The sequence below is a fragment of the Desulfocucumis palustris genome, assembly GCF_002933875.1.
Classification (GTDB): Bacteria; Bacillota; Desulfotomaculia; order Desulfotomaculales; family Desulfocucumaceae; genus Desulfocucumis; species Desulfocucumis palustris.
Window position 1 is genome coordinate 40057 of the sequence record NZ_BFAV01000042.1, and the last position, 15047, is coordinate 55103.

Below are 15047 nucleotides of genomic sequence, written 5' to 3' on the forward strand. Positions count from 1 at the left end.
ATGGAAACAGCAACCCTGACCGGAGGAAATATGGAATACGGTTTGTTTGTGGGGGGCCAGTGGATTATAACGGGTGAGAGCATACCCGTGCTGGATAAATATCGCGGGCAGGTGCTGGGACGGGTCAGCAGGGCTGACGGAGATATGCTGGAGAAGGCCGTGCGGTCCGCCAGGGAGGCTGCGGACGGACCCATACCCTCGCCCCTGGAGCGGGCCGGGTGGCTTAACCGGACCGCCTCACTGGTGGAACAGCGGCGGGAGCTTTTTGCCCGCACCATTGCCCGGGAGGCGGGGAAACCCATCAAAAATGCCCGGGGGGAGGTGTCCAGGGCCATTGAGACCCTCACGGTCTCGGCAGAGGAGGCCAAGCGCATAGCGGGGCATGAAGTGCCCGTGTCCGCAGCACCCGGCGCCGCCAACAGGCTGGGCTTCACCATGCGCTTTCCCCTGGGCGTGGTTTGCGCCATTACTCCCTTTAATTATCCCTTAAATCTTGTTTGCCATAAAATAGCCCCGGCCCTGGCCGCCGGAAACGCCGTGGTCTGGAAGCCGTCCAGCCTCACCCCGCTTACCGCGGTGCTGCTGGCGGAGGCCCTGGAGGAGGCCGGGGTGCCGGCCGGCTTTTTAAACATGCTGCCCGGTTCGGGCAAAACCGTCGGCAGCGCCCTGCTGGCGGACCCCCGGATAGATTTTTATACCTTTACCGGGAGCCTTGAAGTGGGCAAGCAAATCAGAAAAGCCATAGGCATCAGGCGGGCCGCCTTTGAACTGGGCTCCAACTGCGGCGTAATCGTGCACCGGGACGCGGACCTGGAAACAGCGGCCCGCAGCTGTGCGGAGGGGGCGTTTTCCTATGCGGGCCAGAATTGCGACAGCGTGCAGAGAATTTTTATTCACCGGGATATATATCCCGCCTTTAGGGAGCGGCTCACAGACCTTGCCAGTTCCCTTAAGACCGGGGACCCGCTGGAGGAGGATACGGCGGTGGGACCCATGATTTCCTCCCAGGCGGCCCGCAGCGCCGGCGAGCTGGTGCAGTCGGCGGTGGAGTCCGGCGGCGTGGCGCTTTGCGGCGGAGGGCTTGAAGGGAGCATACTGGAGCCCGCCGTGCTGGAAAATGTTCCGGCCAGGCACCCGGTGGTGTGTGAGGAGGTATTTGCCCCGGTGGTGAGCATTTTTCCTTTCGACCGGCTGGAAGAGGCGGTGAGCAATGTAAACCACAGCCGCTACGGTCTGCAGGCCGGGGTATTCACCAGGGATCTGGACGCCGCCTGGTATGCGGCCAAAAGGCTCCGGGTGGGCGGGGTCATGGTGAATGAAAACAGCTGCTACCGGGTGGACCTGATGCCCTTCGGGGGGGCCAGGGAAAGCGGCGTGGGCCGGGAGGGCCCCCGCTACGCCATAGAGGAGATGACCGAGCAGCGTTTGGTGGTATTCAATCTTTAACCGGACAGGTTGGTCGCCGGAGACCTTTAAAATATGCAAAGAAGCGGAAAGGAGAGAAACAGTACATTGTAAAAAGTAAAAAGAGGGAGGTAACATTTTAGTATGTCTTTGTTTTACATCACGTGGATTATTACCATTGTATTCTGTGCTATTTTTCTCTGGATCGCCTGGCGGGTCAGGGATAAGGCTTCGGAAAGCTTTACCAGCTACGCCATAGCGGGCGGCACCCTGCCCTTTGTGCTGGTGATGTTCACCGATATGTCCACCATCATGGGGGCGGGCAATTTTATGGGCCATGCCACCAACGGCTTTAAAATCGGCTTCAGCCAGCTGTTTTTCGTATTTGGCGAGCAGGGGTCGAAAATAATATTCGCGCTGCTTTTTGCCGGTTTTGCCGGAAGGTTTTTTTATCGCTCCATTGCCGAAATGATGGACGACCTGCTTTTCAGGGACAAAATATCCAGGGCCATTGTGGGGCTGCTTACAGTTTCTATCATGATAGCCTGGATAGGCGGGCAGGGAATGGGTCTCGGCTACGTTTTCGGGCAATTTACCGGGGCCAATCCTACGTATATTATACTTTTCTTTTCAGCCATATTCATAATGTACACCTATATAGGCGGAATTCACGGGGTGGTCTGGACAGAGTACCTGCAAGGAATCATTATAGCGATTTTCGGAGTGGTGTTCTACCTGGTGGCCTTCGCCCCGGTGGATTACAGCATAACTGAGCTCAGCGCCAAACTTTCAGCGGCCGGGGCGGGGGAACTGACGGATTTCAAGCTTTCCTGGCCCGCAGTGAATAACTTTATCACCGCCTGTTTCGGCATACTGGCGGCCCAGGTGTACTGGCAGCGCTGTTTCGCCTCAAAAGACGGCAAAACCGCCCGCAACGGCATGCTGGTGGCGGGTACCTTCGCCCTGGTCACCACCTGCCTGACGGTGCTGGTGGGCATGGTCACCAGAACCTTAAATCCCGGCCTGGACCCCAATATGGCCATGCCCTGGCTCATGGTTCACCAGCTGCCCCTGGCGGTGACCGCCATTGTATTTACCCTTATTCTTTCCGCGGCCATCTCCAGTGCGGCCTCAAATCTTAATTCCGCGGCGGTGATACTGGTAAATGACTTTATCCGCCCCTTCAACACCACTGTGGGGGAAAAGACCCAGGTAAGCCTGGCCAAGGGGCTGACCGTGGTGGTGGGCATATTTGCCGCCCTGGCCGCCATGTATTCGCCCAGCATCATGACCCTTTTCTCCAAGGCCTACACCATGGCCGGGGGCAGCGTGGTGCCGGTTTACCTGGTGGGGCTGCTGTGGAAGCGGGATTACGGCCGGCCCTTTGAGGCCGGCGGCAGGCACAACAGCCGGCTTACCCCCTGGGGGGCACGGGTGGCCCTGGTTGCCGGGGCGGTGATAGCCTTGAGCCTGGGAGTGCTTTGGGCCATTCCCTTAACGGCGCTGCTGGCGATCATTGTATCACTCATGACCAAGAATCAGCTGGCGGTCATTGATGAAATGAGCGAGTCGGCCCTCCGGCCGGCCAGATAGCGGTTTTCATTAAGCCGCTTACACATAATTCTTTTGCTTGGAGGAAAATATGCTGCGCATCGAAGGCGAGTGCGGACAGGAAGATTCCCGCTGCCGGGAAGAGGTTGAATTTGTTTTTGACGGACGAAAATTTAAAGGCCTTGCCGGGGAGCCTATTGCCGCCGCTCTCCTGGCCAACGGCGTAAGGACCCTGCGCCGCCATGAAAAAAGCGGCAGGTCCAGGGGGATATATTGCGGCATAGGGCACTGCTACGAGTGCCGGGTGACGGTGGACGGAGTGCCCGGTGTGCGGGCCTGTATAACCCCGCTGCGAAAAGACATGGTGATTTCGTCAGGCTGGGAAAGGGTGGCGGGGATTCATGAAAACTGACGTGGCCATCGTGGGCGCCGGCCCCGCCGGACTCAGCGCGGCAGTGTTCCTGGCCCAAAAGGGGCTGGGGGTCACGGTGCTGGACGAGTATTTTATCCCGGGGGGACGGCTTTTGGGACAGCTTTTTGAAAATCCCCAAAAACCCCCCGGGGAGCGGCTGTGGATAGGCAGGGACATTGCCGGAAAGTTGAAGGAAGAGGCATGCGGCAGCGGGGTAAAAATTCTAACCGGGACAAGCGTTTGGAACATTGCCCCGGGCCGCCGGCTGTATTTGAGCGGGGCTGTCAGCGGTGAAATGGAGGCCGGGGCGCTGCTCCTGGCCACCGGGGCTGCCGAGCGGGCGGTGCCTGTGCCGGGGTGGACCCTGCCCGGGGTCATGTCCGTGGGGGCGGCCCAGGTTTTCACCAATTTGCACAGGGTTCGCCCGGGCAAAAGGGTGGCCGTGGTGGGGATAGATCCCCTGGCAATTTCAGTGGCGGGAGAATTGAAAAAAGCCGGGGTGGAAGTGGTGGGAATATACCTGCCTCCCCCCGGGGTACTCACAGGCCGGCTGGGCATGCCGCCGGAGGTTATAGGCTCTCTTTCCCGGTCCGCTGATATGTCCCCGGGAGCCTTGCTAAAAGCCGCCGCCGGAATATTCGGAGGCAGGTACAGGGACCTGGGGGCCAGGCTTTGCGGGCTGTCCACCATGAAAATATGGGGCATTCCCCTGCATCTGCGCCGGGCGGTGGTGAGAATAGAGGGTGAGGACAGCGTGGAGCGCATAGTCACCGCCGGTGTTTCCCACTGCGGCAGGCAGCAGGAGGAGTGTTCCGCCATTGACGTGGATGCGGTGTGTATTTCCGGGGGACTGTACCCCCTGGCCGAACTGGCCTCCCTTGCGGGCTGCCCCCTGGTGGATGTGCCCCAGCTGGGCGGCAGGGTGCCCCTGCACGGGCCTGCCATGGAAACGCCCCGGGCGGGAGTGTTCGTGGCGGGAAATATCACCGGCATTGAAGGCGCTCCGGTGGCCATGGCCCAGGGTACCCTGGCCGGGGCCGGGATCTGGTCGTATCTGGCCAAAGCCGGCAAGGCCGGGGAAAAAGAACTGGAATTGGCTGCCTCCCGGTTGGAGCGGGCCAGGGAGGAGGCGCCGATAAAATTTTTCCAGGAAGCGCCGGAGGGCAGGAAAAAAATAAGCCTCCTGTGGGCCGGCCGGAAGCAAAATCCGGAGGGAGGTGTCCCGGATGGACCACAATCTTATAGTGTGCCGTTGTGAGGAAGTGACCCTGGGAGAAATTATCCAGGCCGTAGAAGAAGGGGCTTCCACCGTAAGCGGCGTAAAAAAACGCACCAGGGCCTGCATGGGAATGTGCCAGGGCAGAGTGTGCCAGCCCCTGATAAAGGCTGTGCTGGCCCAAAAAATGGAGAGCGCCGGAAATGAAAATGAAATTGCCCCATCCACAGTCCGGCCTCCGGCCAGGTCTGTTTTGCTGGGAGAAATAGCCGGGGAAAATTAAAGACCCAATAAGAAACCCTCTTCAGACCTGATCTGAAGAGGGTTTCATTTAGAGCCCGTAATGACCTACGCTACAACTACTATGAGTATCTGCGCAGCCCATAACAACCTTTCGGCTGTTATAGACCATTACGACACCCATAATAATCTTTGCTTGACTATTATGGATACCTTAGAAGCCCGCAACAATCTTTCGACTGTTACAGACCTCAAAAATCAACCTGTTTCAAACCGGGATTGAGATATTCGAAACCCATAATAATCTTAGCTCGACCAATGTACATCCCTTACGACCATGTTGCAATCGTTCGGACTGCAACATAGCCTGCCGGAACATACACCAGTCTTCCCGCCGACTAATACCGAGCCTTTGCGACCCGATATTAATCTTTGGCCGACTATCACAGAGCCTTTTAAGACCCTGTGACACTCTTGGCTCGGCCATTACGAACCCTGTTGGTTGTATTATCTACAATTTTGTTTTTTATATACTGCCAATTTATGGTATTTATTGTTCCGCCGGTTGGACAAATCAGCCATTTTACTATAAACTTTAGTTAATAAAGTTACCGGAGGTGTATGAAACTAGATGTTTGTTTTTACCTCTTCCATAATTATGCTGGTTTTAATACTTATAGCGGTGGCCATTGTATTTTCCTTCGTCCCGGTGGGACTGTGGATTTCAGCCCTGGCAGCCGGGGTGCGCATAGGCATATTCACCCTGATCGGAATGAGGCTGCGCCGGGTTCCTCCGGCGCAGATAGTCGGGCCGCTGATAAAAGCGGACAAGGCGGGCTTGAATGTCACGGTTAACCAGCTTGAAGCGCACTTTCTGGCAGGGGGTAATGTGGACCGGGTTATCAACTCCCTTATCGCCGCCGAAAGGGCGGCCATACCCCTGGCCTTCGAGCGGGCGGCGGCCATTGACCTGGCGGGCCGGGACGTGCTGCAGGCGGTTCAGATGAGCGTTAATCCCAAGGTAATCCAGACACCCCTTGTTTCCGCCGTGGCCAAGGACGGCATTGAGGTGAAGGTGGTGGCCCGGGTGACGGTTCGGGCTAATATCGACCGGCTGGTGGGCGGCGCCGGTGAGGAAACCATACTGGCCAGGGTTGGTGAGGGAGTGGTAACCACCGTGGGTTCCGCCGCCGCCCACAAACACGTTCTGGAGAACCCCGATTCCATATCCCGCACAGTGCTGGAAAAAGGACTGGACGCGGGCACAGCCTTTGAAATTTTATCCATCGACATAGCCGATGTGGATGTGGGCAGGAACATAGGCGCGCAGCTGCAAACGGACCAGGCCGAGGCGGATAAACGCATAGCCCAGGCCAAGGCCGAGGAAAGGAGAGCCATGGCCGTGGCCAGGGAGCAGGAAATGAAGGCCTCCGTGGAGGAAATGAGGGCCAAGGTGGTTGAGGCGGAGGCGGATGTGCCCAGAGCCATGGCCGACGCCCTCCGGCAGGGCAAGCTGGGGGTCATGGATTACTATAACATGCAGAACCTGCTGGCCGACACCAGGATGAGAGAAAGCATATCTAATCTGGACGACGACACCGGACGCCGGGGTAAAATTCCGGTGGACGGCAAATAGGAGCTTTGTTTGATGGAATATATATGGATAATCGCCCTTTTGTACATTATCTTCAAAGCCGTTTCCCGGGTGGGGCGCAGGGATTTCCCCGGAGGGCGCCTGCCGGAGCCGGGCTCAAAGGGGGAGAGGCCTCCGGCCTCCGATACCGGGGATAATTACTCCGGGCTGCCGCGCCCCGGCCGGGAACCTGCGGGGGCGGACTCTGACACCCCGCTTCCCGGCCCCTGGTGGAAATCCGGGGGCGAACCGCCGGCGCCTGTTGAGGATGATTATGTCGCCGGGCCCTGGGGCAGGGGGCCGCAGCCCCGGCGGGAAGACCACAACCCCATGGATACAAAGCCGGATGCCCCCCGGCCTTCCGGAGAAAGTCCGGATAAACAGCCGGAAGAGCCACCGGAACCCAGGGTTGCAAGGGAAACCTCCCGGGAGCGGGGCAAGCCCCGGGAAATTTCCGGTCCGCCGCCCCGGGACGGCGGCAGGGAGCGGGCCGGCCGGAGGGCGCCCGCCGAAAGAACATATGCAGGAACATGTGAAGCAGGGGATAGCCGGGAAATACGGCAAAAAGATGAAACAGTTCCGGAGAGCCGGCAGGCATCGGAATACCGCGGGGGTAAATTAAATAAGTTGTTTACACCCCGGAATATCGGTTACGGCATTATACTTGCCGAATTGCTGGGTCCCCGGGGAGGCCGGGGAAGAAGGAGGCGCTGACAGTTGGAGGGCATCAAGGCTGCCGTATGCCAGTTAAAAGTGGTGGAAGATAAATCCGCCAATATAAAAAAGGCCAGTGAAATGATCGCCGGGGCGGCCGGGAATGGAGCCCGGTTGGTGGTGTTGCCGGAGATGTTCAACTGCCCTTACCAGGCACCTCTGTTTCCCCTTTACGCGGAAACCTTTCCGGAGGGGGAGACTTTTAAAATGCTTTCCGCCGCCGCCAGGGAAAGTAAGGTATACCTGGCGGGCGGGTCTTTGCCCGAGCGGGACGGGGAGCGGGTTTACAACACCAGCTTCATTTTCGGCCCGGATGGAAACCTTTTGGGCAGGCACCGCAAGGTGCACCTTTTTGACGTGGAATTGCCCGGCGGGATAACGGTAAAGGAGTCCAGCACCCTGGGAGCCGGGGAGCGGATAACGGTGGTCCCCACGGAATTCGGCCCTCTGGGGGTGGCCATCTGTTATGACATCAGGTTCCCCGAGCTGATTAGACTTATGGCTTTAAAGGGGGCCAAGATAATTGTTGTTCCCGCGGCATTCAACATGACCACAGGCCCCGCCCACTGGGATCTTGTATTCAGGATGCGGGCGGTGGACAATCAGCTGTTCGTTATCGCCGCCTCCCCGGCCAGGGATGTTAACGCCGGCTACGTGGCCTTCGGCCATTCAATTATGGTTGACCCCTGGGGAGAGGTGCTGGCCCGGGCGGGCCATGGAGAAGAAGTGCTGACCGGGGAACTGGAATTGGCCAGAATAGAAAAAATTCGGCGGGAACTTCCTTTGACGGCTCACCGCCGCACTGATTTATACCAGTTGAGGGAGCTTGCTGATGTGCCAGGGGACCAAGTGTGAGGTGAGTGGGTGGAAGCAGGCTGGCAAGGGGACGTTTCGTTTGCCATCTCTTGAGATGGCAAACGAAACGTCCCCTTGCCAGCCCAGCCCTTGCCAGCCCCACCACCTTGCCGCCCCTTCCACATCTTCAGGGTTATTGTTTGGCCGGGCATTTTCTGTTAAAATGTAGCGGGTGATGTTATATTATGTTAACAGCAGGGATAATAGGACTTCCCATGGTGGGCAAAACCACCGTTTTCAACCTGGTAACCAATGCCGGGGCGGAAACTTCCAATTTTCTATCCGGAAAAACGGAGACCAACGTAAGCATGGCCAGGATTCCCGACCGGCGGGTGGATCTTTTGAGCGGCATGTTTAAACCCAAAAAAACAATTTTCGCCCAGGTGCAGTTCAGCGACGTTCCCGGCCTGGTGAGGGGTTCCAGCCAGGGTAAGGGTGTGGGAAACCAGTTCCTGGAGGGCATTAGAAATGCCGATTTGCTTATCCATGTGGTAAGAGCCTTCAATAACGGTAATGTGCCGCATGTGGACGGGGACGTGGATCCCCTGAGGGATATTGAAACCATTGACATGGAACTGCTTTTTGCGGATATGGAGCTGGTGGAAAAGAGAATATTGCGCATTGAGGGCGGCAAAAAGATAACCAAGGAAAACGCCGCGGAACTGCAGGTGCTTAAAAAGTGTTACGCGGCACTGGAGAATGAGGTTCCCCTGCACAGCCTGGAATTGACTGAGGAAGAGCGGGGGCTGCTGGTTAATTACAACATGCTTACCGAAAAAAAGGTTATCTGGGTGATAAACACCGACGAGGGGCAGTTTAAGTCCGGAAATTACCCCCATAAAAAAGAAGTGGAAGAGCTTGCCGCCCAAAGGGGCATAAAACATATCGAGGTGTGCGGTCTGATGGAGGCGGAAATCAGTGAACTGCCCCCGGAGGACAGGGAATTATTCATGTCCGATTTGGGTCTCACGGAGCTGGGGGTGGAAAGGCTGGCCCTGGCAGCTTACGATACCCTGGGGCTGATATCCTTCTTTACCGTGGGGGAGGATGAGGTAAAAGCCTGGACTATTCACAGGGATACGGACGCCAAAAGAGCCGCCGGTAAAATCCACTCCGATATAGAGAGGGGCTTTATCCGGGCCGAGGTGGTTAAATACGCTGACCTGATTGACACCGGCTCCATGGCCAGGGTTAAGGAAAAGGGCCTGGCCAGACTGGAAGGTAAGGAGTATATTGTTCAGGACGGGGATATAATCAACTTCCGGTTTAACGTGTAAAGTAAAAGGTTTAAAGTGTCTGTCAGAGGTTGACCAGTTTGCTTTTAACCGCGTAAAGGGCGGCCTGGGTGCGGTCCTCCACTTCGAGCTTCTGGAAAATACGGTAAAGGTGGTTCTTTACCGTTTTTTCGCTTATAAACAGGCTTTTGGCTATGGATCTGTTGGATTCACCCTGAGCCACCAGTCTTAACACTTCTTTTTCCCTGGGTGTCAACAGTTCATCGCTAATATTTCTGGAGCCTGTTTTAGGGGTGTCGGTGAGCCTGTTAATCTCGCTAAACACTTTGCTCATGAGCTTTGGCGGAATAAAGGACTCTCCCCTGGCAACGCCCCTTATGGTATCCACCAACTGCCCCGGGCTTACATCTTTCAGAAGGTAGGCGGAGGCTCCGGCCCTGATACATTCGAACAAATATTCCTCCTGGTCGTGAATGGTCAGGGCTATTATTCCTATGGACTCCTTTTCCTTTTTTATAATTTTGCAGGCCTCAACACCGCTCATGCCGGGCATATTGATATCCATCAAAATAATGTCGGCATCTATGGAGGCGACCCTTTCAACAGCTTCCGAGCCGCTGGCAGCCTCGCCCACCACTTCAATATCCCCCTCCAGGGACAGTATTTTGGTTAATCCCTCGCGTATTAAAGCGTGATCGTCCACAATGATTAATTTAATGGTGTTCATTTATTCAACCTCCGGTTTTAATCCTCATCCAGAGGAACAGATATATTTATGGTGGTGCCCCTGCCGGGGGATGCGCTTATTGAAAACTCACCATTTAATACCTGTATTCTCTCTCTCATTCCGATGAGCCCGTAGCCTTCTCTTTTTTTATCGGCAAAAACTTCTTTAATATTAAATCCTTTTCCGTTATCTTTTATTATTAGATTGATTTTGTGGCTCAATATTTCCATTTTCACATTAACATGGCTGGCCTGGGAATGTTTTTTAATGTTGCTGATGCTTTCCTGTACCACCCTGAACAGGGCTATTTCCATAGGCATGGAAAAACGCCTGGGCTCTCCGGTAATGTTGATATCCACGGGTATTCCGTTTTGAATGAAGAAATCGTCGAGAAAGTGGTTAAGCGCCGGAATCAACCCCAGATCATCCAAAACCATGGGCCTTAAGTCGAATATTATTTTGCGCACGTCTTGCAGGCTCTGGCGCACCATAGCCTGCAACGCCACAAGTTCCTCCCGGACCCCCGCCTGGTCCTTGTCCAGCAGCTTAAGACAGTATTCCGTGCGCATAATAATATTAGCCAGCAGTTGTGCCGGGCCGTCGTGTATATCCCGGGCAACCTTGCGCCGCTCCTCTTCCTGCGCCCGGATGATGCTTACCCCTAGATTTTGAATCTGCTCCAGTTCGGTGAACCTGGAATTAACGTCATGCATGGCGTTGTTCAGGTAATTTGTGACGGCTGTGAGATGGGAAGCCAGGTTTTCCGACCTGGTAAGCATATTTTTCACCTTCAGGAGACTTGTCTCCAGGTAGTCTCTTTTGGCTCTTATTAAATTTTCCTTTCCCCTTAAATCAGCCAGTCTTACTTTTTTCTGCTGGGCCTCCATATAGGCGTTCTTTATATCAATCTCTTTAAAAGAATGAAAGTTCTCACTTACCTGGGCAAGTCGCCTGCGGGCCTTTTTTTCCTCTGCCTGAAGCTGGTCAACCGCGTTAATTATTTCCTCCACGTCTTTTTTTATTTGCTGCAACTCCTGCTCCAGCCGCTTATATTCGGCAGCGGAATGCTCCGCTATCTCAAATATCTGTCTTTTCCCGTGTTCAATGGCGGCAATGGTATCCTTTATGACCTTGTCAAGGGTTTCAACTTCGGATGTCATGGGCCACCTCAAAATGATATTTTTGCATATTAATCAAAAATATTCTACAGGAGGGAGAATATATCCTTGTTTAAAAGAGCAGATAGTTGTAACCCGGTTAAAAAGTAAAGGCCTTAGCAAAGCGCAAGGCCCCTGCTGTGCCGGGTCGCAGGGGCCTATGTCAATCTTCCAGGGGAACCGATATGTGTATGCTGGTCCCTTTTTTAGGGACCGAGGTTACCGAAAATTCTCCTTTCAGTATCTGTATCCTTTCCCTCATGCCTATCAAACCATAACCTTCGGATTTTTTGTCGGCCATTACATTTTTGGGGTTGAAACCAGCCCCGTTGTCCTTCACGGACATATTCACCTTGTTGTGCAAAACCTCAATTTTTACCAGCAGTTGAGTGGCTGCGGCATGCTTTCTGATATTGCTGAGGCATTCCTGAAAAACCCTGAACAGCGCCACCTCAATGGTGGTGGCAAATCTCCTGTTATCACCCGTGGTCACAAGTTCCGCGGTCAGGCCGGCCTCCGCGGTAAATTCCTCAAAATACCGCCTAATGGCAGGTATCAGTCCCAAATCGTCCAGCACCATGGGGCGCAGGTCGAAAATAATTTTCCGTACGTCCTGAAGGCTTTGCCTGACCATTTGCTGCAAAGCCGTCAGTTCCTCCTTGACCTTGTTGTGGTCTATTTCCATCAGTTTAAGACAGAATTCCGCCCTCATTACTATATTGGCCAAGAGCTGGGCCGGGCCGTCGTGAATATCCCTGGCCACTTTCCTGCGTTCTTCCTCCTGGGCGCGAATAATATTTACCCCCAGGTTCTGTAGTTGTTCCAGTTCCAAAAATCTGGAGGTGATATTGGCCAGATCGCTGTTGAGGTAATTTGTGACCGCCGCCAGGTGGGAAGCTAGTTTTTCCGCTTTATCAAGCATATCTTTAATTCTACGAAGGCTTAATTCCAGGTTGTCCCTTTTGTAACGAAGCAGCTTTTCCCTGCCTTTTAAATCCATCAGCCGCAGTTTTTTATCCTGGACATCCTCGTAGGCTTTTTTAATATCGGCTTCGGTGTAAAGGTGAAAATTTTTACTGACCTCAGCCAGTCTAACCCGGGCTTTTCTTTCTAAAAGGGCTAGATTGTCGACTTCATCAATTAGGTCAACTACTTCTTTTTTTACCTCTGCCAGTTCGTTCTTAAGCCGGTTATATTCTGCCATGGTATGTTCGGCTATGTCGTAAATCTGTCTTTTACCCGTTTCTATGGCGGAAATGGTATCCTTAACAACTTTGTCCAGAATAGAAGCCTCACTTGGCATGGCGCAACCTCAATTGTTGAATTTTGGGTATTATACACTATTCTACAAAAAAATTGTCATTTCCTGCTTGGGCAATCCGCCCTTTTTTGAATGCCTCTGTTCTTTTATGACGGGGGACACACCCTGTTTAAATTGCTTAAATCCTTGCGGCTTAATAAATTTCAGTTAGTAATGTCTTTAACCTGTGATAAAATGGTAAAATTACATTTATATCCCTGTCATATATGTTCTTAAGAATTTTATATATTTTTGGAGGTTTGAGTCGATTAAACGCAAAAATTTATCCTCTGAGTATAATGTGGTGGTTGTGGGCGGCGGACCGGCCGGCATGATGGCCGCGTCGGCAGCGGCAAAAGCCGGGGGCCGGGTGCTGCTGCTGGAGAAAAAAGCCGTGCCCGGGCGTAAAATGGCCATTGCCGGGGGCGGGAGGTGCAATTTTACCAATGTCGCCGGCCCGGAGATAATGGTGGAAAATGTGCCGGGAAACGGAAAGTTTCTATATAGCGCCTTTCGCTGCTTTACCGGGGAGGACTGCCGGGGTTTTTTCAAAGCCCTGGGCATAAATTCCCGGGTGGAGGATGAAGGTAAGGTTTTTCCAGCCGGAGTGGCCGGAGAGGATTTGGTTGCTGCGCTGGTGGATTATCTTCATGTCCTGGGAGTGGAAATTAAATGTTCCAGCGAGGTTGCGGGACTGCTGCTGGGGGGCGCCGGATGTCTGGGGGCGGTAACTTCCGGCGGAGAGAAATATTACGGACGGGTGATTGTGGCCACCGGCGGGCTTTCCTATCCCGGGACCGGTTCCACGGGTATGGGTTACCGGCTGGCCGAATCCGCGGGGCATAAAATTAATGGCTTCTTTCCCTCCGGGGTGGCCCTGGTTTGTGCCGATGAATGGATTAAAAATAAACAGTTGCAGGGTATGGCCCTGGAAGGCGTAAAGGTGGAACTACTCCATGAGGGGCGCAGGCTGGATAATGCGAAGGGGGATCTACTATTTACCCATTTCGGGGTATCGGGGCCTGCGGCGCTGAGAGTGAGCAGGACTGCCGCCGCCTGGTTTTCCCAAAGGAAAGACGGGGGACGGAATCTGACATTGGTGATTGACCTGTTTCCCGGTATGGACAGGGAAGAAATAACCGGCGCGATGGAGTCTGCCGCACGCCAGGCGGCGCAGAAGACTCTGAGGAACCTGTTGCGGGGCATGGTGCCGGACAGGCTGGCGCCGGTAATTATAAATGCGGCAGGTGTAAATGACGGCATCAGGGCGGCACAGGCCGGAAAGGCTGTCCGGCGCAAGCTGGCCGATACGATGAAAGGGCTGGCATTGACCGTCACGGCCACCAGGCCCATCAGGGAAGCGGTGGTAACCGCGGGAGGGGTGGATGTCAAGGGGGTCAATCCCGCCACCATGGAGTCCAAAATTGTTCAGGGGCTATTTTTTGCCGGAGAGGTGCTGGATGTTGACGGCTATACAGGGGGCTTCAACATGCACATTGCCTTTTCCACCGGCCACCTGGCCGGTATTTCGGCAATGAGAGGCCGGAAGTGAGAAGTTTATTTTTACTTCCCGGCTCCCGCGCCCCATTGTTCAGGAACTATCATTCCATTTTTCAGGGCTGTTTTTAAATCCCCGGGCAGTTCCGGGTCAATCCGGAATTCCGGGGTTTTTTGCTTTTCAGCAGTATTTTTCTTTTCCCCGGAACGGTATATTTCCACGGGTGTTCCCAGGGGAACGGTGTCATAGAGCCACACCACGTCCTTATTATTCATTCTGATGCATCCAGCTGAGGCATATTTGCCGATGGAAGAAGGGTTGTTGGTTCCGTGTATTCCATACTGCCCCCCTCCACCCAGGTTTAACCCGAGCCAGCGGATTCCCAGGGGGTTTTGAGGGCTGCCCCCGGGAATCCGCAGTTTGCTGTAATAAGGGTTTACTATTTTGCTGGCAATGGTAAATTTGCCTTCGGGGGTGAGGGAGGGGTTTTTCCCGGTGGCCACCGGAAAGGTTTTAACAACCCTTTCATCATTGTAAAGTTTTAGTTGATTGGTTGATTTATCTATTACGATTTTGTACCCTGCCGCCGCGCCGGGGATATAACAAAAAATCACCAGCAGGCCGATGACGGCAATCAGCAATCTTTGTCCGGGCATATTAGGGCCTCCCGCCGTTAATGTGGTAGTGTCACCTTACCTTTATATGCGGCGGGCCTTCAAATATGTGCGTAAATAAAGCTGAATTTTTGCCGGTGAAAACGGTGGCTACATAAATGAATTAAACATGGATAATACTAACACCGTACCTAAAAGCGGGGAGGTGAGTAAGTGAATACCAGATTGAGCGAGATTGAAAAACTTCTCATTATGGAACAGCTAAAGGCAGAGGAATTATGTTCCAAAAAGGCCCAGAACTATCTTAATATGTCCAGGGATCCCGCCGTGCAGAGCCTGCTCCAGCAGAGTGTCGACCGGGGGCAGCGGCATATCGGCATGCTCAACAGCCTGCTCCAGGAGGCCAGCCTGGCTGGGACCGCCGGAACCGGCATGCCGGGTATGGGTGGCCATTAAAGCAGGAAAAATATCTTCGTATTTGTGAAGAATGG

15 protein-coding genes are annotated in these 15047 nt (G+C 54.2%); 11 read left to right on the top strand and 4 right to left on the bottom strand.

The window, feature by feature from the left end:
- From DCCM_RS03535 to ychF, 9 genes are all read left to right on the top strand, one after another.
- Positions 1–1446 carry an aldehyde dehydrogenase family protein gene (locus tag DCCM_RS03535; protein ID WP_104371074.1) on the top strand — a complete coding sequence of 482 codons (1446 nt, stop codon included), beginning with the start codon at positions 1–3 and terminating at the stop codon, positions 1444–1446.
- Between the two features lie 102 nt (positions 1447–1548).
- A complete protein-coding gene (locus DCCM_RS03540; protein ID WP_104371075.1) occupies positions 1549–2997 on the top strand; it encodes a sodium:solute symporter family protein in 1449 nt (482 codons plus the stop codon).
- Between the two features lie 49 nt (positions 2998–3046).
- Entirely contained in the window at positions 3047–3367 is a 321-nt protein-coding gene (locus DCCM_RS03545) for a (2Fe-2S)-binding protein (protein ID WP_104371076.1), read from the top strand.
- On the top strand, positions 3357–4625 hold the full coding sequence (locus DCCM_RS03550) for an NAD(P)/FAD-dependent oxidoreductase (protein ID WP_104371077.1): 1269 nt from the start codon (positions 3357–3359) through the stop codon (positions 4623–4625). Before DCCM_RS03545 ends, DCCM_RS03550 begins: the two co-directional genes overlap by 11 nt.
- A complete protein-coding gene (locus DCCM_RS03555) occupies positions 4594–4866 on the top strand; it encodes a (2Fe-2S)-binding protein (RefSeq protein WP_104371078.1) in 273 nt (90 codons plus the stop codon). Before DCCM_RS03550 ends, DCCM_RS03555 begins: the two co-directional genes overlap by 32 nt.
- 615 nt (positions 4867–5481) lie before the next feature.
- On the top strand, positions 5482–6459 hold the full coding sequence (gene floA, locus DCCM_RS03560) for a flotillin-like protein FloA (RefSeq protein WP_373855391.1): 978 nt from the start codon (positions 5482–5484) through the stop codon (positions 6457–6459).
- A 12-nt stretch (positions 6460–6471) separates the two neighbouring features.
- Positions 6472–7170, top strand: coding sequence for a hypothetical protein (locus tag DCCM_RS03565; RefSeq protein ID WP_104371080.1), 699 nt, complete (start codon positions 6472–6474; stop codon positions 7168–7170).
- Between the two features lie 3 nt (positions 7171–7173).
- Complete coding sequence (locus DCCM_RS03570) at positions 7174–8025, top strand: carbon-nitrogen hydrolase family protein (RefSeq protein WP_104371081.1); 852 nt, start codon at positions 7174–7176, stop codon at positions 8023–8025.
- A 185-nt stretch (positions 8026–8210) separates the two neighbouring features.
- Positions 8211–9302: a redox-regulated ATPase YchF gene (gene ychF / locus DCCM_RS03575; protein ID WP_104371082.1), complete on the top strand. Its 1092-nt coding sequence runs from the start codon at positions 8211–8213 to the stop codon at positions 9300–9302.
- 22 nt (positions 9303–9324) lie between these two features.
- Here the strand turns inward: ychF and DCCM_RS03580 are convergent, their stop codons facing one another.
- The 3 genes from DCCM_RS03580 to DCCM_RS03590 all read right to left on the bottom strand — a co-directional run bounded on the left by DCCM_RS03580 (position 9325) and on the right by DCCM_RS03590 (position 12447).
- Positions 9325–9987: a response regulator gene (locus tag DCCM_RS03580; protein ID WP_104371083.1), complete on the bottom strand. Its 663-nt coding sequence runs from the start codon at positions 9985–9987 to the stop codon at positions 9325–9327.
- A 17-nt stretch (positions 9988–10004) separates the two neighbouring features.
- Positions 10005–11147, bottom strand: coding sequence for a sensor histidine kinase (locus tag DCCM_RS03585; protein WP_104371084.1), 1143 nt, complete (start codon positions 11145–11147; stop codon positions 10005–10007).
- Between the two features lie 160 nt (positions 11148–11307).
- Entirely contained in the window at positions 11308–12447 is a 1140-nt protein-coding gene (locus DCCM_RS03590) for a sensor histidine kinase (protein WP_104371085.1), read from the bottom strand.
- 301 nt (positions 12448–12748) lie between these two features.
- On the opposite strand from DCCM_RS03590, the gene DCCM_RS03595 reads away from it, so the two are divergent.
- The gene (locus tag DCCM_RS03595; RefSeq protein WP_269433728.1) at positions 12749–13996 is read left to right on the top strand and encodes a BaiN/RdsA family NAD(P)/FAD-dependent oxidoreductase; all 1248 of its coding nucleotides are present in this window, start codon (positions 12749–12751) and stop codon (positions 13994–13996) included.
- A gap of 11 nt (positions 13997–14007) precedes the next feature.
- Here DCCM_RS03595 and DCCM_RS03600 read toward each other — a convergent pair whose 3' ends face one another.
- Positions 14008–14598, bottom strand: coding sequence for a L,D-transpeptidase (locus DCCM_RS03600; RefSeq protein WP_104371087.1), 591 nt, complete (start codon positions 14596–14598; stop codon positions 14008–14010).
- A gap of 171 nt (positions 14599–14769) precedes the next feature.
- Between DCCM_RS03600 and DCCM_RS03605 the strand changes: the two genes are divergently transcribed.
- Positions 14770–15012 carry a hypothetical protein gene (locus tag DCCM_RS03605; protein WP_231702637.1) on the top strand — a complete coding sequence of 81 codons (243 nt, stop codon included), beginning with the start codon at positions 14770–14772 and terminating at the stop codon, positions 15010–15012.
- Positions 15013–15047: the final 35 nt, after the last annotated feature.

Coding starts and splice junctions, on each gene's coding strand:
- DCCM_RS03585 (WP_104371084.1), bottom strand. CDS start 11,147: ATGACATCCGAAGTTGAAACCCTTGACAAGGTCATAAAGGATACCATT.
- DCCM_RS03555 (WP_104371078.1), top strand. CDS start 4,594: ATGGACCACAATCTTATAGTGTGCCGTTGTGAGGAAGTGACCCTGGGA.
- floA (WP_373855391.1), top strand. CDS start 5,482: ATGCTGGTTTTAATACTTATAGCGGTGGCCATTGTATTTTCCTTCGTC.
- ychF (WP_104371082.1), top strand. CDS start 8,211: ATGTTAACAGCAGGGATAATAGGACTTCCCATGGTGGGCAAAACCACC.
- DCCM_RS03565 (WP_104371080.1), top strand. CDS start 6,472: ATGGAATATATATGGATAATCGCCCTTTTGTACATTATCTTCAAAGCC.
- DCCM_RS03550 (WP_104371077.1), top strand. CDS start 3,357: ATGAAAACTGACGTGGCCATCGTGGGCGCCGGCCCCGCCGGACTCAGC.
- DCCM_RS03600 (WP_104371087.1), bottom strand. CDS start 14,598: ATGCCCGGACAAAGATTGCTGATTGCCGTCATCGGCCTGCTGGTGATT.
- DCCM_RS03580 (WP_104371083.1), bottom strand. CDS start 9,987: ATGAACACCATTAAATTAATCATTGTGGACGATCACGCTTTAATACGC.
- DCCM_RS03535 (WP_104371074.1), top strand. CDS start 1: ATGGAAACAGCAACCCTGACCGGAGGAAATATGGAATACGGTTTGTTT.
- DCCM_RS03590 (WP_104371085.1), bottom strand. CDS start 12,447: ATGCCAAGTGAGGCTTCTATTCTGGACAAAGTTGTTAAGGATACCATT.
- DCCM_RS03540 (WP_104371075.1), top strand. CDS start 1,549: ATGTCTTTGTTTTACATCACGTGGATTATTACCATTGTATTCTGTGCT.
- DCCM_RS03545 (WP_104371076.1), top strand. CDS start 3,047: ATGCTGCGCATCGAAGGCGAGTGCGGACAGGAAGATTCCCGCTGCCGG.